The sequence below is a fragment of the Burkholderia sp. MSMB1078WGS genome (genome assembly GCF_001528895.1).
Lineage (GTDB): Bacteria > Pseudomonadota > Gammaproteobacteria > Burkholderiales > Burkholderiaceae > Burkholderia.
The window spans coordinates 18,237-34,926 of record NZ_LPDI01000042.1 but is presented as its reverse complement, the minus strand read 5'-3'; the positions used below and the strand labels follow the sequence as shown (position 1 = coordinate 34,926).

The 16,690-nt window shown below is 66.1% G+C and carries 19 protein-coding genes; 11 read left to right on the top strand and 8 right to left on the bottom strand.

Annotated features, from left to right (window positions below):
* From WT24_RS13800 to WT24_RS13780, 6 genes are all read left to right on the top strand, one after another.
* On the top strand, positions 1 to 1,085 hold a 1,085-nt coding region (locus WT24_RS13800; protein WP_179949342.1), incomplete at its 5' end, for a PglL family O-oligosaccharyltransferase.
* A gap of 449 nt (positions 1,086 to 1,534) precedes the next feature.
* Complete coding sequence (locus WT24_RS13790; RefSeq protein WP_059504564.1) at positions 1,535 to 1,885, top strand: TonB family protein; 351 nt, start codon at positions 1,535 to 1,537, stop codon at positions 1,883 to 1,885.
* Positions 1,886 to 2,106: 221 nt separating this feature from the next.
* On the top strand, positions 2,107 to 2,316 hold the full coding sequence (locus WT24_RS34315; protein WP_156441790.1) for a hypothetical protein: 210 nt from the start codon (positions 2,107 to 2,109) through the stop codon (positions 2,314 to 2,316).
* Between the two features lie 60 nt (positions 2,317 to 2,376).
* A complete protein-coding gene (locus WT24_RS13785; RefSeq protein WP_060034040.1) occupies positions 2,377 to 3,372 on the top strand; it encodes a restriction endonuclease in 996 nt (331 codons plus the stop codon).
* Positions 3,373 to 3,428: 56 nt separating this feature from the next.
* On the top strand, positions 3,429 to 3,764 hold the full coding sequence (locus WT24_RS32690; RefSeq protein ID WP_082742164.1) for an SWIM zinc finger family protein: 336 nt from the start codon (positions 3,429 to 3,431) through the stop codon (positions 3,762 to 3,764).
* A gap of 4 nt (positions 3,765 to 3,768) precedes the next feature.
* On the top strand, positions 3,769 to 4,407 hold the full coding sequence (locus tag WT24_RS13780) for a hypothetical protein (protein WP_060034037.1): 639 nt from the start codon (positions 3,769 to 3,771) through the stop codon (positions 4,405 to 4,407).
* Positions 4,408 to 5,034: 627 nt separating this feature from the next.
* Here WT24_RS13780 and moaC read toward each other — a convergent pair.
* Positions 5,035 to 5,523 (bottom strand): cyclic pyranopterin monophosphate synthase MoaC, encoded by a 489-nt coding sequence (gene moaC / locus WT24_RS13775; protein WP_060034034.1) that lies wholly within the window; start codon positions 5,521 to 5,523, stop codon positions 5,035 to 5,037.
* 267 nt (positions 5,524 to 5,790) lie between these two features.
* On the opposite strand from moaC, the gene WT24_RS13770 reads away from it, so the two are divergent.
* The gene (locus WT24_RS13770; RefSeq protein WP_060034031.1) at positions 5,791 to 7,485 is read left to right on the top strand and encodes a M48 family metalloprotease; all 1,695 of its coding nucleotides are present in this window, start codon (positions 5,791 to 5,793) and stop codon (positions 7,483 to 7,485) included.
* A 49-nt stretch (positions 7,486 to 7,534) separates the two neighbouring features.
* On the opposite strand, the gene WT24_RS13765 is transcribed toward WT24_RS13770, so the two are convergent.
* The 6 genes from WT24_RS13765 to WT24_RS13740 form a co-directional block, all read right to left on the bottom strand.
* Positions 7,535 to 8,122, bottom strand: a complete 588-nt coding sequence (locus WT24_RS13765) for a DUF2946 family protein (RefSeq protein ID WP_059794063.1) — start codon at positions 8,120 to 8,122, stop codon at positions 7,535 to 7,537.
* On the bottom strand, positions 8,115 to 9,152 hold the full coding sequence (locus tag WT24_RS13760; RefSeq protein ID WP_059504572.1) for a hydrolase: 1,038 nt from the start codon (positions 9,150 to 9,152) through the stop codon (positions 8,115 to 8,117). Before WT24_RS13760 ends, WT24_RS13765 begins: the two co-directional genes overlap by 8 nt.
* 33 nt (positions 9,153 to 9,185) lie before the next feature.
* Positions 9,186 to 9,632: a nuclear transport factor 2 family protein gene (locus tag WT24_RS13755; RefSeq protein ID WP_006477934.1), complete on the bottom strand. Its 447-nt coding sequence runs from the start codon at positions 9,630 to 9,632 to the stop codon at positions 9,186 to 9,188.
* A 115-nt stretch (positions 9,633 to 9,747) separates the two neighbouring features.
* Positions 9,748 to 10,785, bottom strand: a complete 1,038-nt coding sequence (waaF, locus tag WT24_RS13750; RefSeq protein WP_059794067.1) for a lipopolysaccharide heptosyltransferase II — start codon at positions 10,783 to 10,785, stop codon at positions 9,748 to 9,750.
* 139 nt (positions 10,786 to 10,924) lie between these two features.
* Entirely contained in the window at positions 10,925 to 11,119 is a 195-nt protein-coding gene (locus WT24_RS13745; RefSeq protein WP_006482499.1) for a zinc-finger domain-containing protein, read from the bottom strand.
* A 50-nt stretch (positions 11,120 to 11,169) separates the two neighbouring features.
* Positions 11,170 to 12,093 (bottom strand): branched-chain amino acid transaminase, encoded by a 924-nt coding sequence (locus WT24_RS13740; RefSeq protein WP_027785311.1) that lies wholly within the window; start codon positions 12,091 to 12,093, stop codon positions 11,170 to 11,172.
* A gap of 208 nt (positions 12,094 to 12,301) precedes the next feature.
* Here WT24_RS13740 and WT24_RS13735 point away from each other — a divergent pair, with 208 nt between their 5' ends.
* From WT24_RS13735 to WT24_RS13725, 3 genes are all read left to right on the top strand, one after another.
* On the top strand, positions 12,302 to 13,057 hold the full coding sequence (locus WT24_RS13735; RefSeq protein WP_059794071.1) for an AzlC family ABC transporter permease: 756 nt from the start codon (positions 12,302 to 12,304) through the stop codon (positions 13,055 to 13,057).
* Positions 13,054 to 13,377, top strand: a complete 324-nt coding sequence (locus WT24_RS13730; protein ID WP_059504578.1) for an AzlD domain-containing protein — start codon at positions 13,054 to 13,056, stop codon at positions 13,375 to 13,377. The genes WT24_RS13735 and WT24_RS13730 overlap by 4 nt, the downstream gene beginning before the upstream one ends.
* 280 nt (positions 13,378 to 13,657) lie before the next feature.
* Complete coding sequence (locus WT24_RS13725; RefSeq protein ID WP_034208284.1) at positions 13,658 to 14,854, top strand: phosphoglycerate kinase; 1,197 nt, start codon at positions 13,658 to 13,660, stop codon at positions 14,852 to 14,854.
* Between the two features lie 157 nt (positions 14,855 to 15,011).
* On the opposite strand, the gene WT24_RS35275 is transcribed toward WT24_RS13725, so the two are convergent.
* The gene (locus WT24_RS35275; protein WP_023476234.1) at positions 15,012 to 15,140 is read right to left on the bottom strand and encodes a hypothetical protein; all 129 of its coding nucleotides are present in this window, start codon (positions 15,138 to 15,140) and stop codon (positions 15,012 to 15,014) included.
* Between WT24_RS35275 and pyk the strand changes: the two genes are divergently transcribed.
* Positions 15,139 to 16,575 (top strand): pyruvate kinase, encoded by a 1,437-nt coding sequence (gene pyk, locus WT24_RS13720; RefSeq protein WP_034208283.1) that lies wholly within the window; start codon positions 15,139 to 15,141, stop codon positions 16,573 to 16,575. The two genes, WT24_RS35275 and pyk, sit on opposite strands and share 2 nt — an antisense overlap.
* Positions 16,576 to 16,690 lie beyond the last annotated feature (115 nt).

The following is a 16,690-nucleotide window of genomic DNA, read 5'->3' as shown; positions in this document are numbered from 1 at the left end:
TCGCGGGCTTCTGGATGGCGTGGGTCGAATCGCGCCGCACACCGGGCAATGCGCGTGCGTGGCTGATACCGGTCGTGCTCGCCGTCGCGTTCGTCGCGGTGAACGTCGCGGTGCGCTGGGCCAACGTGCACTACCACCTGAATCTCGCGGAGTCGGCAGCCGACCGGATGCGCGATGCCGGGCAGATCGCGCCGCGCCTCGCGTTGTGGAAGTACGGGCTCGCGATGTTCCGCGAGCATCCGCTGCTCGGAGTCGGTTGGGGCGAATTCCCGTCGCACCAGTTTGCGCTCGTGCGCACGCTCGGCGGCGTCGAGATCGCGAACAATTCGCACGACATCTTCATCGACCTGCTCGCGAAGTCCGGTCTCGTCGGGCTCGGCGTGCTCGCCGTCGCGCTCGTCACGTGGTTCGTGCGCGCGGTGCGGGCGCCGCAGTCGAGCATGCGCGTGTTCGGTTTCGCGCTGATCGGCATCCTGCTGATGCATGCGCTCGTCGAATATCCGCAGCAATACATGTTCTTCCTGCTGCCGGCGATGTTCGTGATCGGGCTGCTCGAGGTGAAGCCGCTGCGCATCCTGCGGGGGCGGGCGGCATTCGGGCTGTTCGCGGTGCTGTCGTTCGGCGGCGTGCTGGCGGCGGTGCCGGTGCTGCGCGACTACCAGCGCGCGGAAGTGCTCTATTACGGCAGCAGCCCGGCCGCGCAGTACCGCGATGCGCCGTCGCTGCTGTTCGGCGCGTGGGGCGATTACGGTGCGGCGACGCTGCTCCCGATTTCGCCGGACGATTTGCCGGCCAAGCTCGCCGCGCACGAGCGCGCGATCGCGCTGCTCCCGGGCGAGACGGTGCTGCGCCGTTACGCGGTACTGCAGGCGCTGGCCGGCCGCGAAGCCGACGCTCTCGATACCGTCGCGCGCCTGCATGTGTTCGCGAAGGAATTGAAGGACTGGCCGCAGCAACTGGCCTCGTTGTACAAGCTGTGCGACCAGGAGCCGGCGCTGAAAGCGTTCAGGGCGGCCGTCGTCGCGAAGTACGGGGAAGCGCCGGCCGACGAGGGCGACGAATCGGACGACGACGATTCGGATTGACGCACGTCGTGCATGTCGCGCACGCCGGAACGGGGAATGCCGGCGTCCGTTGCGTCGCGCCGAAGGCGGCTGACGTCGGCGCAACACGACGCGGCGCGTAGCGTGCCGCTCCGGTCGGCCATCGATTACGTCGCGGATCGCGCGGATTCCGGTCGAATGAGCGGCGATTCGCGTCAACCATTGTCAAATCGCCGCCGCTGGCCGGGCGGCGCGTGCACAATGCGCGAAAGCGCCGGCGCGGGGCGTAGCCGGCGCGAACACGGAAAACTTCCCGGCTATTCGGGCATTTCGCCGGGCAGGATCGCGGTCGAGCGTCGCTCGGCCGTGCGGCCGTAACGGGGCGCCGGTCCGATGGCCGCGGCGCAGTGCGACACACGCGATGCAGGCGGGGAAGGCTTCCGTCGCGCGGCGCGTGTGCCTAGAACAGTGCTGAAGAACGATATTCGACCATGGCCATTCGCTCGACCTACCTGATCCTGCCCGCCGTCGCGATGCTGTTTTCCGGCTGCGCGATGCTGTCGTCGTCGCAGGAAAGCAAACTGACCTGCCACATTCCGCGTGCCGTCTATCCGGATACCGCGAAGCCGCTCACGCGTCCGGCGACCGTGCTGGTGCGTGCGTTGATGACGACGTCCGGCGAAGCGCAGAACGTCACCGTGACGACGAGCAGCCGCAATGCGGCGGCCGATCGCGCGGCCGTCGAAGCGATGACGCACGCCACGTGCGTGCAGACTGGCGCGACGGCGAATCCTTTCTTGCTGACCCAACCGTTCGTGTTCGAACCGCAGCGCGGGCAGTGACGCGGGAGCGGCGGCCGGCGCCGTTGCCGCGTCACCTTCGACCGTCCGTCGAGGGTCGATCGCCGATGATGGGCTTCGACTATCGCTGACCGGTACGTTCTGAAGCCGACGGCGCCACGCTTCGCGATCGAGGATTGACGAAACGGCCTTCCGATACCGACGAAGACCTGACCTTTTCGTGCGCTATGTCATATAGCCGCGGCATGGTGGCCGGAAATTTCATGTCCGTAGTGAACAGGTTCACGTCGCTGCTGGAATTTGTTATCGAGAGATACGACCACAACGATTTGATCGGCTTCGGCGCGTCAAACGATGTGCCCGTGGTAGCAGACGCTGGATCGGGGCCCGGCGGACAACGAACCGTTGCACTAACCGGTCACTATGAACTGAAACCGCAACCCACCGACGGTTTTTGTATTATTGGGCGCTGAGAATTGAAAGATGTACGTCGCGGCGGTCATCGGGTGGCGTTCGATAAGTACGGGGAATGTATGAGCAAAATGTGGATGGTTCGGTCCGATGGTGGGAGTCTCTATGAAGAATTCCGTGAACGGGGTATCGCAGCTATCGGGGGGACGAATCTCGCTCCGCATGTCACGGTCGGCATGACGCGGAAAGAACTGATTGACCTATACCTCTCCATCGAGCCGGGAATCAAAGAAAAGACAGCGATTGCAGGTGCGTCTCAAATGTGGCGCTTCGTGAACGAGATTGAAGCGGGCGATTTCGTTGTCACATATTCACCCGCAAACCGCACCTATTTGATTGGCAAGGTTACCGGTGGATGCGAATACAAACCTGAACTGATGGACGCTGAAATGCCGTTGGTGCGTGCCGTCAAGTGGCAAGAGAAAGAAGTCGGCCGGGATAGCCTGACTGATGCCACCAAGATTGCCCTTGGTCCGACGATGACAGTCTTCGTCGTATCTGAGTTCGCGATGCACGAACTACTCGGCGAAGCGACTGGAAAACCAGTTCCGCCAGCGCCAGAAGTAGTTGAAGAACAGGTCGAAGCCGATCCGCTTGAAGGACTTGAATACCGTGCAGTCGAACGTATCAAGGACGTGGTGAACGGTCTCGATTGGGACGAGATGCAGGAGCTTGTCGCCGGGATTCTTCGGGCAATGGGTTACAGGACTCAGATTTCACCGGCTGGCAGTGACCGTGGCAAAGACATTATCGCATCGCCCGATGGGTTCGGTTTCGAACATCCACGAATCATCGTGGAAGTGAAGCACCGGAAAGGCCAGATGGGGACCAAGGAAATTCGCAGCTTCCTTGGCGGTCGCCATCCCGACGATCGTGGGCTGTACGTCAGTACGGGGGGCTTCAGCAGAGAGGCATATTACGAGGCGGAACGGGCCTCTGTGCCGCTTACTCTCTGGACATCAGATCATGTCGTCCGTGCGTTGATGGACCACTACGAGACGACTGATGCGGAGACGAAGCGTCTGGTCCCGTTGAAGCGCACATACTTCCCCGCTTGAATTGCAATCGATAAGATTCATGAATTAAAAAACTTGCGGAAGGCGAACTGACAATAATGGAAAAAATCGTGTTCTCTGTTCAGGGATCGGCGGAAGTCCCCTATGAACTTACGTTTGAGCGTGACGAAAAGCGGATTGTCGCATTCTGTACTTGCCCGGCTGGTGAGCATGGCACGTACTGCAAACACCGGGTTGCGATCTTGACTGGTACTGATCCAGGAATCGTCAGTGGGAATGCAAACCAGATCGAATCGGTGACATCTTGGTTGGCCGGGTCAAATCTGGCTCTCCACATGACAGAATTAATGGAAGCGGAGCGTACTCTTGAGCAGGCGAAGGGCGCAGTTGCGAAAGCAAAAAAGAAGCTGTCTGCAACGATGATAGGGCGATGAGAGAATGCAAATCGGCAATCAGAAGCGGAAGCGTGTCCCTTTCAACTCGGTCGAGTTCGAGACTGCTCGGGGCGACGTGAATGGTTTTGCGAAGGACTGGTATTTCTGGGTTTCGGCGTCATTCAAGCCGGCCTTGGATATCGATCACAGCGAATACATCGATGATGAGAAAACGCAGGCGCTGCGTAACAAGAAGTCGCGTGAATTGTTCGGCGTGTCGCACGACGAATTGAAGGATCGGATCAAAGCATCAGGGGAGGGACTGTCAGATTCGGACGATCACAAGCGGATCATGGCGTTCGCGTTCCGCTATCTAGTCGAAACCCAAGGTGAGCCGCCGCTATACAGTTTCCGTGAAACGGACAGTCTCGAAAGCCGGTGTGGTGAGTGGTACGTACAGGTTGAACAGGCGATAGCTGACGCGGACGATAGACAAGGTAATGTCGGCTTTCGTCTCTATGCTCGAAATCACGACGCGCAAGCCGGTGAAGGGATTTGGGTCTTGAAAAGCTGGTTGGCTGCATCTCAGCGGGAATTCGTGGAACTGCTGCGAACAGGTCGGTGCCGCGTGGTCGATCTGACGGAGCCGCAAGAGGTACAAGGTATCGGAAATTCCGAGGTGGTGAGGACGAAAGTAGCGTAACTCGACGAGAGCCGGTGCATGCGGCGCTACCTGTGCGGCTTGCCTCAGCCTAGTCTTCGTGCCAAGTCCGTTGCTGAGGGATGGTAGTGTCGCTTCAACATTGCCAAACTGTGATAGCTGTATGCCGTAGGTCGTGCCAGTGGACGTCCGTGGTTTCTGCTCGCGCGCGCACTTTCCGTGGTGCTGCATGCAACGTAAGTCCCTTGATCGGAATAACCCGGCCATCGATGGATCGCGGCAATGCTGCCAACGTAGTGACGGCCTTGTTGGACAGTACGTTGTGTCGGGCATACATCGTCGATGTAGCGGTTGTTGGTGTCTTCGTGGGGAGTTTGCTTCGGCATCGATACGACTAACGAAGCTTCCGCGATCCATCTCAATTTCGACGGATCGCGTCCATCGTTTCGCATCTGCACGGGTGCTGAAGGTTTTTGCTTCGTGAGCGAATCCTCGACGCCGAACACGTACTTGTCATTTCCCGTCTCGTTGGCGAATTGAGGCCATTCCAATCTCCTGTGGGACAGGAGTGGACAAGATCGACTTTTCGTATGCCAGCAGCCAGATTCGAGGCGATTTTGTTTACGATGCCAGGTCGATGGCTACGAAACGACGGGAAGAGCCTATGAATCAGTCGCTTACGTCTTCCGCCTTCCAGTCCCCCGACTTCCCGCCGCGCTTCTCGCGCACGCTCACGTCCGTGATCACCATCCCGCGATCCACCGCCTTGCACATGTCGTAGACGGTCAGCAGCCCGACCTGGACGGCCGTCAGCGCTTCCATCTCGACGCCGGTCCGGCCGAACGTCTCGACCTGCGCGATGCAGTGGACACCCGGCAGCGCGTCGTCGAGTTCGAAGTCGACGGCCACGCGCGTCAGCGCGAGCGGGTGGCACAGCGGAATGAGATCGGCCGTGCGCTTCGCGCCCTGGATCGCCGCGATGCGCGCGACGCCGAGCACGTCGCCCTTCTTGGCCTTGCCGTCGCGAATCAGCGCGAACGTGGCCGGCAGCATCCGGATCGTGCCGCGCGCGATCGCGATGCGTTGCGTTTCCTGCTTGCCGCCGACGTCGACCATGTGGGCGTGGCCGGCAGCGTCGAAATGGGTGAGTCCTGACATGGCTTCCTCTAGTGGAACGGCGTGCGCGCGCACGTGCCTCGATCCTGCTTCGCGATCGGCTGGCCGCCGGATTCCATACCGGCGCGACGAACCGATCCAACCTCTCAACGGGCGCCTATCATAGCAGCGGCGTTCGCGTTGCCGCAGGCGCAGATGACGCACGCGCGGCACGGGACAGTCGTCGCGGCGCCGGTACAATGACCCGAATATTCAGACCAAACGCCGCTGCGCGCCGGGTGCGCGGGACGGCGTCGTTTTCATCCTGCCATGCCTGTCAAACAGTTGCTTGCCGTATCGCTGTCGGCGGCGCTCGTGCTGCCGCCGGGCGGCCATGCGCAGAGCGCATCCGCGCCACCGCTCGAGCCGGCGGGCGGCGGCGCGACGTCGATTTCCACCGTGCCGTCCGGCATCGCGACCGGCGTGTTCGGCACGTACGGCGGCGCGGAGAGCCGGTTTTCGGGCGCGGGCGGTGCGTCGGCGCCGGTCGCGAGCCTGCGCGCGCCGCTGCGTGCGCTGGAGCTGCCCGATCTCGGCGACGGCTCCGGCGGTTCGCTGACGCCGCGAGCCGAGCGCCGGCTCGGCGAGCGCGTGATGCGCGAAGTGCGGCGCGATCCCGACTATCTCGACGACTGGCTCGTGCGCGACTACCTGAATGCAATGGCGGCGCGGCTCGCGGCCGCGGCGGCGGCGCGCTACATCGGCGGCTACATGCCGGACTTCGACCTGTTCCCGGTGCGCGATCCGCAGATCAACGCGTTCTCGATGCCGGGCGGCTTCATCGGGATCAACAGCGGGCTGGTGGTGACGACGCAGACGGAGTCGGAGCTCGCATCGGTGGTCGGCCACGAGATGGGCCACGTGCTGCAGCGGCACATCGCACGGATGATCGGCGCGAGCGAGAAGACCGGCTACACGGCGCTCGCGACGATGCTGCTCGGCGTGCTGGCCGGCGTGCTCGCGCGCAGCGGCGATCTTGGCAGCGCGATCGCGATGGGCGGGCAGGCGTATGCGGTCGACAACCAGTTGCGCTTCTCGCGGTCGGCCGAGCGCGAGGCCGACCGCGTCGGCTTCCAGTTGCTCGCGGGGGCCGGCTACGACCCGTACGGGATGCCGGGCTTCTTCGAGCGGCTCGATCGCGCGTCGATGGGCGATGCGGGCGTGCCGGCCTATGCGCGCACGCACCCGTTGACCGGCGAGCGGATTGCCGACATGGAGGACCGTGCGCGTCGCGCACCGTACCGGCAGCCGCGCCAGTCGGCCGAATATGGGTTCGTGCGCGCGCGGCTGCGCGTCCTGCAGAACCGGGCGCCGACCGACATCTCGGCCGAGGCGCGCCGGATGCAGCTCGAGATCGACGATCGCACGGCGCCGAACGTCGCGGCGAACTGGTACGGCATCGCGCTCGCGAACACGCTGCTCGGCCAGTACGACGCGGCGGACAAGGCGCTCGCGTCGGCGCGCAGCGCGTTCGATGCGCGCGAGCGGCGCGACGACGATCCGGCAAGCAGTTCGCCGAGCCTCGACGTGCTGGCCGCCGACATCGCCCGCCGCGCGGGCCGAACCGACGACGCGGTACGGCTCTCGGCGCTCGCGCAGCGGCGCTGGCCGGCGTCGCACGCGGCGGTCGTCGCGCACCTGCAGGCGCTGATCGCCGCCCGCCGCTTCGCCGAAGCGCAGACGCTCGCACGGGCGCAGGCCAAGGCCGACCCCGAACAGCCGGACTGGTGGGATTACCTCGCGAAGTCGAGCGACGGCAAGGGCGACGTGCTCGCGCGGCGCCGGGCGCTGGCGGAGAAACTGGCGCTCGACGGCGCGTGGCCGTCGGCGATCCGGCAACTGAAGGAAGCGCGCGACGCGAAGGACGTGTCGTTCTACGAGCAGTCGATCATCGGCGCGCGGCTGCTGGAATTCGAGGCGCGCTACAAGGAAGAGCGCGACGACGAGAAGAACGGGCGCGGATAGCGGCCCGTCGGGCGGGCAGGCGTGACATGCGGGCTATGGCGATCGCGCGTCAGCGGCCGTCGTCCGACGCATCGCGCGCCCGCTGCGCGGGACTCGCGACGAACCCGAACGTCGCAGGCACGTCGGCGCAAGCGAGCTGGCCGAGCGTCAGCGTGCGCCCGTCGCGCCAGTGCAGCACGGGCGGTGTCGCGTCGAAGTCCGCATGATCGGCAAACAAGCCGAGGTCGTGATCGTGCAGCGCCGCGATGCGCGCGGGGGGGCCGGCATCGCGAAACAGCACGCCGCCGCCGTCGTCGAGCCAGACTGCGTCCGGTTCGAACGGGGCGCCCGTCTGGTCGGTGAGCGCAAGCTGCCCGTCGCGTTCGGCGAGCCGCACGACCCACGGCGTATACGCGAGTTCGACGTACACGCGCTGCGGCCCGTTCTGGAAGAACCACTGGCCGTGCTCGTCGCATGCGTAGTTGCGGCCGATGAACGCGTTCAGCGCCGCATGCCGGATCGGCGAGCCGAGCTCGCCGGCCGCCTGCGCCGCGTCGTCGCGCAGCCGCCAGGCGCCGCGCCGGTCGAGCAGCAGCCAGCCGGTGCAATCCGGCACGTTCGGCCATTTGGCGAGCGCTTGCCTGACGATGTCATCCATGGTCGACGAATTTCGAGCAATAGCCGAACACCCGCGCCGACAGCCAGTCGAGGCGGCCGGGGAACGGCCCGGTCATGAAGCCCGCGTGACCGCCGTGCGCGGGCTGGTCGAGCTCGACGGCCGGCGACACGTCGGCGGGCCCCGGCAGCGCCGATTCGGGCAGGAACGGGTCGTTGCGGGCGTTGAGGATCAGCGTCGGCACGTCGATCGCGGGCAGCAGCGGCCGGGTGGTCGCCTTCGTCCAGTAGTCGTCTGCGTTCGCGAAACCGTGCAGCGGCGCGGTCACGACCTCGTCGAAGTCGCGCATCGTCACGGCCTGCAGCATCGCTTCGCGGTCGAACAGCCCCGGATACTGGTCGAGCTTGGCGAGCGCCTTGCGCTTGAGCGTCTTCAGGAAGCTGCGCGTATAGACCATCGCGAACCCCTGCGACAGCGCGCGGCCACCGGCGTGCACGTCGATCGGCGTCGAGATCGCGGCGGCGGCGTGCACGATCGACGTGTCGCTGCGGTGCTCGCCGAGCCAGCGCAGCAGCACGTTGCCACCCAGCGACACGCCGGCCGCGACCAGCGGCCCGCGATGCTGCGTGGCGAGCCGGCGCAGGATCCAGTCGACCTCGGCGCTGTCGGCGAGATGGTAGAAGCGCGGCTGGCGGTTGATCTCGCCGCTGCAACTGCGGAAGTGCGGCACGACGGCGTGCCACCCCTTCGCGCGCGCGGCCGCCATCATCGCGAGCGCGTAGTGCGAGCCGGAGCTGCCTTCGAGGCCGTGGAACAGCACGAACAGCGGTGCGTCGGGCGCCGGCGCCGCGCTGTCGAGATGCGCGACCCAGTCGAGATCGATGAAGTCGTGGTCGGGAGTTTCCCATCGCTCTCGTCGGTAAGCGACAACCGGACGCCGCGCGAACAGCGCGGGCACGATGGTTTGCACATGGCTGTTGGGCAGCCAGCGCGGTGCGCGATAGCGCAATGAATCGTCGTCGGGGGCCGGGGCCCCGGTCAGCGGCGAGGTGGGCGGAGAAGCCGTACTCATGATCGCCCCGCTAATGCGTTGCTTCGTTCTTCGTCAGTGCAGCGGACCCTGCCCGTGACGGATCTTCGCGGCGAATTGTCCGGCCGCTTGTTCAGGAATCGGGCTCGCGTGGATATGCGCGATACGCCACTCGCCGCGTTCGTGAATCATCACGTACGTCGCGAAAACCATGTCGGGTTCGGCCGTCAGGTCGGCCTGCTGATGCGCTTCGGCGATCGTATAGACGACCGTGCCGAGGCTGTCGTACACGCGGATGTCGAGCGGCTCGATCGTGACCGGGCGCGTCGCGAGCCGGTTGGCGAGCCCGCCGCGGATCTGGTCGAGGCCGTGCAGATGCTCGCCGTCCGCCCATACGCAGCTGGCGAAATCCTCGTCGATCCACAACGCCAGCAGCGCGTCGAGATTGGCATCCGCGACGGCCTGGTAGTAGGCGTTCAGCGTATCGGCAGCGGCTTCGAAAAGGCGGGCAAAACGTGGCATCGGGGTTGTCTCTCGCGCGCATCGCGCGCCGTATTCAGCATGGCGGCCCGGATCGAGCCGCCGCGCACCGGTGAATCGGATTGCCCGGCGCGCCGTGCGACGCCGCCGGTCAGGGTCAGCGCTGCCCGACGAGCATGCCGCGCAAATCGCCGAATACCTGCTCGGGACCGAGTTCGCGCAGGCACTTCAGGTGGCCGAGCGGGCACTCGCGTTCGAAGCAGGGACTGCATTCGAGATGCAGCCATTGTACCTTCGCCAGGTCCGACAGCGGAGGGGTGTGGCGCGGATCGGTCGATCCGTACAACGCGACGAGCGGCCGGCGCAGCGCGGCGGCGACGTGCATCAGCCCCGAATCGTTGGTGACGACGGCATTCGCGCGCGCGATCAGCGCGCACGCCTCGGACAACGACGTCTGCCCGCACAGGTTGCGCACGTTCGGCGCGTGGTCGGCGATCGCCTGCGCGGCCGCGGCATCCTTCTGCGAGCCGAGCGCGACGATCTGCGTGTACGGGAACGACTGGTGGACGATGGTCGCGAGCGACGCGAAATGCTCGGGCGGCCAGCGCTTGGCCGGGCCGTATTCGGCGCCGGGGCAGAACACGACGAGCGGCTTGCGCGTATCGAGATTGAAGCGTGCGGACACGCGCGCCGTCTCGTTCAGGTCGGCGTCCAGGCGCGGCGCGGGCAGCGTCTTCATCGACTCGGGCAGCTTCGCCCCCGGCGCGTAGGCGAGCGCCGCGTAGTGGGTCGTCATCGGCGGCCGCTCGCCCGACTTGGCCGGATTCGCGTGCCGCACGTTCAGCAGCCCGTAGCGGTGCTCGCCCGTATAACCGATCCGCAGCGGGATGTTCGCGAGCCACGGGATCACCGCGGACTTCAGCGAATTCGGCAGCACGTACGCCGCGTCGTAGCCGACGTCGCGCAGGTCGCTCGCGAGCTGCCAGCGGCGCAGCAGCTGCAGCTTGCCGTGCGCGAGATCGGTCGCGTAGACATCGTGGATCTCGGGCATCCGCTCGAGCACGGGCGCGACCCACGAGGGTGCGACGGCATCGATCGCGATGCGGGGATGGAGCTTTTTCAGCAGCGCAAAAAGCGGCTGCGCCATCAATGCGTCACCGATCCAGTTCGGTGCGATAACCAGCGCTCGACGCATCAGGTCGACTTCCGATGTCGTAATGAAGCACGGCGCACGGGCGCCGCGTTCGGGTTGCCAGAATGGGGAAGGGCGGCGCGCCGGAGCTCCGGCTGCGCCGCCTTGCGGATCGAAGGCCCTCGGGCCCGGCCGTCGGGGCTCAGTGGCCCTTGACGACCTCGCCGTCGCGCAGCTTGTAGCGCGTGCCGCAGTACGGGCAGCGCGCCTCGCCGTGCGACACGTCGATGAACACGCGCGGATGCGCATTCCAGCGCGTCATGGCCGGGTTCGGGCAGTAGGCGGGAAGATCCTTGGCCGTCAGCTCGACCAGCGGCATTTCCTTGATTTCACTCATGAGACTTTCTCTTATCACTCTTGTGTGGGGCAGTCGGTCGCGCGGCGCGCTCAGACCTTCGTCAGCCAGTGCGCGTACTTCGCGTTCTTGCCCGACACGATATCGAAAAACGCCGACTGGAGCTTTTCCGTGACGGGGCCGCGCGCGCCGCTGCCGATCGTGCGGTTGTCGAGCTCGCGGATCGGCGTGACTTCGGCGGCCGTGCCGGTGAAGAACGCTTCGTCGGCCGTGTAGACCTCGTCGCGCGTGATGCGCTTCTCGATCACGTCGATGCCGGCGTCCTTCGCGAGCGTGATGACCGTGTCGCGCGTGATGCCGTCGAGGCACGACGACAGGTCGGGCGTATACAGCTTGCCGTTGTTCACGAGGAAGAAGTTTTCGCCGGAGCCTTCGGACACGTAGCCGTCGACGTCGAGCAGCAGCGCTTCGTCGTAGCCGTCGGCCGTCGCTTCCTGGTTCGCGAGAATCGAGTTCACGTACCAGCCCGACGCCTTCGCGCGCACCATCGACACGTTCACGTGGTGGCGCGTGAACGACGACGTCTTCACGCGGATGCCCTTCGCGAGGCCTTCTTCGCCGAGGTACGCGCCCCACGGCCACGCGGCGATCGCGACGTGGATCGTGTTGCCCTTCGCGGCCACGCCGAGCTTTTCCGAGCCGACCCAGATGATCGGGCGCAGGTAGCACGACTCGAGCCGGTTCTCGCGCACGACCGCGAGTTGCGCGGCTTCGAGCGTTTCGCGGTCGAACGGCACGTCCATCTGGAAGATCTTCGCCGAATTCAGCAGACGTTTGGTGTGCTCGCGCAGGCGGAAGATCGCGGTGCTGCCGTCGGCCGCCTTGTACGCGCGTACGCCCTCGAAGACGCCCATGCCGTAGTGCAGCGTGTGGGTCAGGACGTGGATCTTGGCGTCGCGCCAGTCGATCAGCTTGCCGTCCATCCAGATCTTGCCGTCGCGGTCGGCCATTGACATAGGATTCTCCTGGAAGCGGTGGGGTGCTGCGGGTTGTATGCAGCGTTGAGCCGGAAAGACGCTTATTTTAGCGTCATTTGGCGGCGATCCGGTCGGTCGGCACAGGGTCGGGGCTATAATCGGCCGGTACCGATTCCAATAACGACGGGCCTTGCCGGCGGGAGACGCCGGCGCCCGGACGAACCGCCCGCTGCGGCCCGCCTTTCCCATGCTCGCTCGATTGTCCGCCACCGACCGCTTCGCGCTGATCCAGGGCGCGCGCGACTATTCCCCGACACTGATGGCGATCCTGTCCTGGGGCCTCGTCACCGGCATCGCGATGAGCAAGTCGGTGATGACGCTCGGGCAGGCGAGCGCGATGTCGCTGTTCGTCTACGCGGGCTCGTCGCAGCTCGCGGTACTGCCGCTCCTCGCGGCGAAGCTGCCGATCTGGACCGTGCTGCTCACGGCCGCGATGGTCAACCTGCGCTTCGTGATCTTCAGCGCCGGGCTGGCCCCCCATTTTTCCTACCTGCCGCTGTGGCGGCGCCTCGCGATCGGCTATTTCAACGGCGACGTGATCTACCTGCTGTTCCAGAAACAGGGCTTCGCGTACGGCCGCGTGCCGGGCAAGGAGGCGTATTTCTGGGGGATGGCGCTCGCGAGCTGGGCGTCGTGGCAGGTGTCGTCGCTCGCCGGCATCCTGCTCGCGAGCATCTTTCCCGCAAGCTGGGGGCTGGAGCTGGCCGGCACGCTCGCGCTGATCCCGATCATGGTGTCGGCGGTCGCGAACCGTTCGACGCTCGCGGCCGTCGCGGTCGCCGGGATCGTGTCGCTGATCGCGTTCGACCTGCCGTACCGGCTCGCGCTGCCGCTGGCGGTGTTCGCCGCGCTCGCGGCCGGCTGCGCGGCCGATTTCTTCGTCGAGCGCGCCGACTGGCGGCGCATCCGGACCGAAACCGTGCACGAAAAGGACATTGAATGAACGCGACCGAGATCTGGATCGTCATCGTCGGGATGACGATCGTCACGGCCGTCACGCGCGCGCTGTTCCTGATCGGCGGCGAGCGCACCGTGCTGCCCGAACGCGCGCAGCGCGCGCTGCGCTACGCGCCGGCCGCCGCGCTGGTCGCCGTCGTGCTGCCCGACGTGCTCGAAACGCCGGCGGGGCTGTCGTTCGGGCTGTCCAATCATCCGCTCTACGCGGCGCTCGCCGGCCTCGGCTGGTTTTTGTGGCGGCGCAGCATGCTCGGTACGATCGTCGTCGGCATGCTCGTGTTCACCGCGCTGCGCCTGATCTTCTGATGATTCGCCGCCCCGGCCGGCCGCGTGCCGACTAGAGCGGTCCGGGCGTTGCTGCGATGCAGCATCATGCCGCCGGCCGCACGCGATCCCAAATAGGCGGAATTCGCCGCCGCACGGGTCAGTCTGCCGGATGGATCGGCTAGAATGCCCGTTCGAGATTTTTTACCCGTGCGCGTCATGCGAACCGCCAGCCACGGCCGCATCCGGCGCCCTTTCGCGGCAGCCCGCGCGCGTCCAGCGTGAACCCCCTTTCCCCATCCACTACTTCAATCTGTTCAACATGAGCCAAGTCAAGCGTCTCACCGACCTGATCGCCGCCGGCCAGCTCGCCGGCAAGCGGGTGTTCATCCGTGCCGACCTGAACGTCCCGCAGGACGATCACGGCAACATCACCGAGGACACGCGCGTGCGCGCGTCCGTGCCGGCCATCCGGGCCGCGCTCGACGCCGGCGCGGCCGTGATGGTCACGTCGCACCTCGGCCGTCCGACCGAAGGCGAATTCAAGCCGGAAGACTCGCTCGCGCCGGTCGCGAAGCGTCTGGGCGAACTGCTCGGCCGCGACGTGCCGCTCGTGTCGAACTGGGTCGAGAACGGCGTGAACGTTGCGCCGGGCCAGGTCGTGCTGCTCGAGAACTGCCGCGTGAACAAGGGCGAGAAGAAGAATTCCGACGAGCTCGCGCAAAAGATGGCGAAGCTCTGCGACGTGTACGTGAACGATGCGTTCGGCACCGCGCACCGCGCGGAAGCGACCACGCACGGGATCGCGAAGTACGCGCCCGTCGCGTGCGCGGGCCCGCTGCTGGCGGCCGAACTCGACGCGCTCGGCAAGGCGCTCGGCAACCCGGCGCGCCCGCTGGTCGCGATCGTCGCCGGTTCCAAGGTGTCGACCAAGCTGACGATCCTGAAGTCGCTGGCCGGAAAGGTCGACCAGTTGATTGTCGGCGGCGGCATCGCGAACACGTTCATGCTCGCGGCCGGTCTGTCGATCGGCAAGTCGCTCGCGGAGGCCGATCTCGTCGCCGAGGCGAAGGCGATCATCGACGAAGCGCGCGAGCGCGGCGCGTCGGTGCCGATCCCCACCGACGTCGTCACCGCCAAGGAATTCTCGCCGACGGCCGCGGCGACGGTGAAGCAGGTCGCCGACATCGAAGCGGACGACATGATCCTCGACATCGGCCCCGATACGGCCAAGGCGCTCGCCAGCCAGCTCGAGAAGGCCGGCACGATCGTATGGAACGGCCCGGTCGGCGTGTTCGAGTTCGACCAGTTCGGCAACGGTACGAAGACACTCGCCGAAGCGATCGCCAAATCGTCCGCGTTCTCGATCGCGGGCGGCGGCGACACGCTCGCGGCCATCGCGAAGTACGGCATCCACGACCAGGTCAGCTACATCTCGACGGGCGGCGGCGCCTTCCTCGAGTTCCTCGAGGGGAAGAAGCTGCCGGCGGTGGAAGTGCTCGAAACGCGGGCGGCCTGAGCGTGGCGACGCGCGCAGGGGCGACGAAGGCCGCGCGCTCCGCGAAAGCGGAGCAGCCGGCTGGCGCGGGCAAGCGCAAACGCGCGCCCGCGCGGGCGAACACCGCCCCGCGCGCACCGGCGGCCGCCGGCGACGCGGCCGTGCAGCACCACGAGATTCAGAACAAAGCGATGCCGGGCGCAAGCACCGGCACGCTCCCCGGAGCGGCCGCCGCTGGGCCTGCCGCTTCCGGCTCTCGCAGCGTTTCACCCAGCGCATCCACCTTGATCCAGATGAGGAGTTTCATGCAGCGCGCCACCAAGATAGTCGCCACGATCGGCCCGGCCTCCAGTTCGCCGGAGACTCTGCTGCAGATGATGCAGGCGGGCCTCGACGTCGTGCGGCTCAATTTTTCGCACGGCACGGCCGACGATCACCGCCAGCGCGCCGAAATGGTGCGCGAGGCCGCCCGCAAGGTCGGCCGCGAGATCGCGATCATGGCCGACCTCCAGGGCCCGAAGATCCGCGTCGGCAAGTTCGAGAACGGCAAGACCACGCTCGTGCCGGGGCAGCCGTTCATCCTCGATGCGGGCTGCGAACTCGGCAACGACGAGCGCGTCGGCCTCGACTACAAGGAGCTGCCGCGCGACCTGAAGCCGGGCGACCTGCTGCTGCTGAACGACGGCCTGATCGTGCTGACCGTCGAGCGCGTGCTCGGCGACGAGATCCACACGACCGTCAAGGTGGGCGGCGAGCTGTCGAACAACAAGGGGATCAACCGCCAGGGCGGCGGCCTGTCGGCTCCGGCGCTGACCGCGAAGGACATGGAGGACATCCGCACCGCGATGTCGCTCGGCGCGGACCTCGTCGCGGTGTCGTTCCCGAAGAACGCGACCGACATGGAAATGGCGCGCCAGCTCGCGAACATCGCGGGCGCGCCGTACGGCATCAAGCCGAAGATGATCGCGAAGATCGAGCGTGCGGAAGCGATTCCGGCGCTGCAGAGCATCCTCGACGCATCCGACGGCATCATGGTCGCGCGCGGCGACCTCGCGGTGGAAGTGGGCAACGCGGCCGTGCCGGCTTTGCAGAAGCGGATGATCCGGATGGCGCGCGAGTCGAACAAGCTCGTGATCACCGCGACGCAGATGATGGAATCGATGATCTACGCACCGGTGCCGACCCGCGCGGAAGTGTCGGACGTCGCGAACGCGGTGCTCGACGGCACCGACGCGGTGATGCTGTCGGCGGAGACGGCCGCCGGCAAGTACCCGGTCGTCACGATCGAGACGATGGCGGCCGTGTGCGTCGAGGCGGAAAAGTCTGAGCACGTCGAGCTGGACAAGGATTTCCTCGACCGCACGTTCACGCGGATCGACCAGTCGATCGCGATGGGCGCGCTGTTCACCGCGTATCACCTCGGCGCGAAGGCGATCGTCGCGCTGACCGAATCGGGGGCGACCGCGCTGTGGATGTCGCGTCACTACACGCACGTGCCGATCTTCGCGCTGACGCCGCGCGTCGGCAGCGAGCGCACGATGGCGCTGTACCGCAACGTGACGCCGCTGCACGTCGACTTCAACAGCGACCGCGATTCGGCGCTGCAGGCGGCGCTCGAGATCGTCGTCAAGCAGGGTTACGTGCAGCACGGCGACATGGTCGTGCTGACCGTCGGCGAGCCGATGGGGCAGGCGGGCGGCACCAACACGCTGAAGATCGTACGAGTCGGCGAGCATTATTGAGCGCCGGCCGAGCCGCATCGAGCCGGCCTGCGGCCTGCGGCCGGATCGGCCGGAATCGATCCGGCACCGTTTTTTGCGCGAAAGCCGCGCGGGGTCCGAAGCCCCGCGCGGCTTT

What these genes read in the sequence shown, in the direction of transcription:
- WT24_RS13735 (WP_059794071.1), top strand. Translation starts at nt 12,302, where the DNA reads ATGCTCGCTCGATTGTCCGCCACCGACCGCTTCGCGCTGATCCAGGGC.
- waaF (WP_059794067.1), bottom strand. Translation starts at nt 10,785, where the DNA reads ATGCGTCGAGCGCTGGTTATCGCACCGAACTGGATCGGTGACGCATTG.
- WT24_RS35275 (WP_023476234.1), bottom strand. Translation starts at nt 15,140, where the DNA reads ATGAAACTCCTCATCTGGATCAAGGTGGATGCGCTGGGTGAAACGCTG.
- WT24_RS13770 (WP_060034031.1), top strand. Translation starts at nt 5,791, where the DNA reads ATGCCTGTCAAACAGTTGCTTGCCGTATCGCTGTCGGCGGCGCTCGTG.
- moaC (WP_060034034.1), bottom strand. Translation starts at nt 5,523, where the DNA reads ATGTCAGGACTCACCCATTTCGACGCTGCCGGCCACGCCCACATGGTC.
- WT24_RS13740 (WP_027785311.1), bottom strand. Translation starts at nt 12,093, where the DNA reads ATGTCAATGGCCGACCGCGACGGCAAGATCTGGATGGACGGCAAGCTG.
- WT24_RS13765 (WP_059794063.1), bottom strand. Translation starts at nt 8,122, where the DNA reads ATGGATGACATCGTCAGGCAAGCGCTCGCCAAATGGCCGAACGTGCCG.
- WT24_RS34315 (WP_156441790.1), top strand. Translation starts at nt 2,107, where the DNA reads ATGTCCGTAGTGAACAGGTTCACGTCGCTGCTGGAATTTGTTATCGAG.
- WT24_RS32690 (WP_082742164.1), top strand. Translation starts at nt 3,429, where the DNA reads ATGGAAAAAATCGTGTTCTCTGTTCAGGGATCGGCGGAAGTCCCCTAT.
- WT24_RS13780 (WP_060034037.1), top strand. Translation starts at nt 3,769, where the DNA reads ATGCAAATCGGCAATCAGAAGCGGAAGCGTGTCCCTTTCAACTCGGTC.
- WT24_RS13745 (WP_006482499.1), bottom strand. Translation starts at nt 11,119, where the DNA reads ATGAGTGAAATCAAGGAAATGCCGCTGGTCGAGCTGACGGCCAAGGAT.
- WT24_RS13785 (WP_060034040.1), top strand. Translation starts at nt 2,377, where the DNA reads ATGAGCAAAATGTGGATGGTTCGGTCCGATGGTGGGAGTCTCTATGAA.
- WT24_RS13730 (WP_059504578.1), top strand. Translation starts at nt 13,054, where the DNA reads ATGAACGCGACCGAGATCTGGATCGTCATCGTCGGGATGACGATCGTC.
- WT24_RS13760 (WP_059504572.1), bottom strand. Translation starts at nt 9,152, where the DNA reads ATGAGTACGGCTTCTCCGCCCACCTCGCCGCTGACCGGGGCCCCGGCC.
- WT24_RS13790 (WP_059504564.1), top strand. Translation starts at nt 1,535, where the DNA reads ATGGCCATTCGCTCGACCTACCTGATCCTGCCCGCCGTCGCGATGCTG.
- WT24_RS13755 (WP_006477934.1), bottom strand. Translation starts at nt 9,632, where the DNA reads ATGCCACGTTTTGCCCGCCTTTTCGAAGCCGCTGCCGATACGCTGAAC.
- pyk (WP_034208283.1), top strand. Translation starts at nt 15,139, where the DNA reads ATGCAGCGCGCCACCAAGATAGTCGCCACGATCGGCCCGGCCTCCAGT.
- WT24_RS13725 (WP_034208284.1), top strand. Translation starts at nt 13,658, where the DNA reads ATGAGCCAAGTCAAGCGTCTCACCGACCTGATCGCCGCCGGCCAGCTC.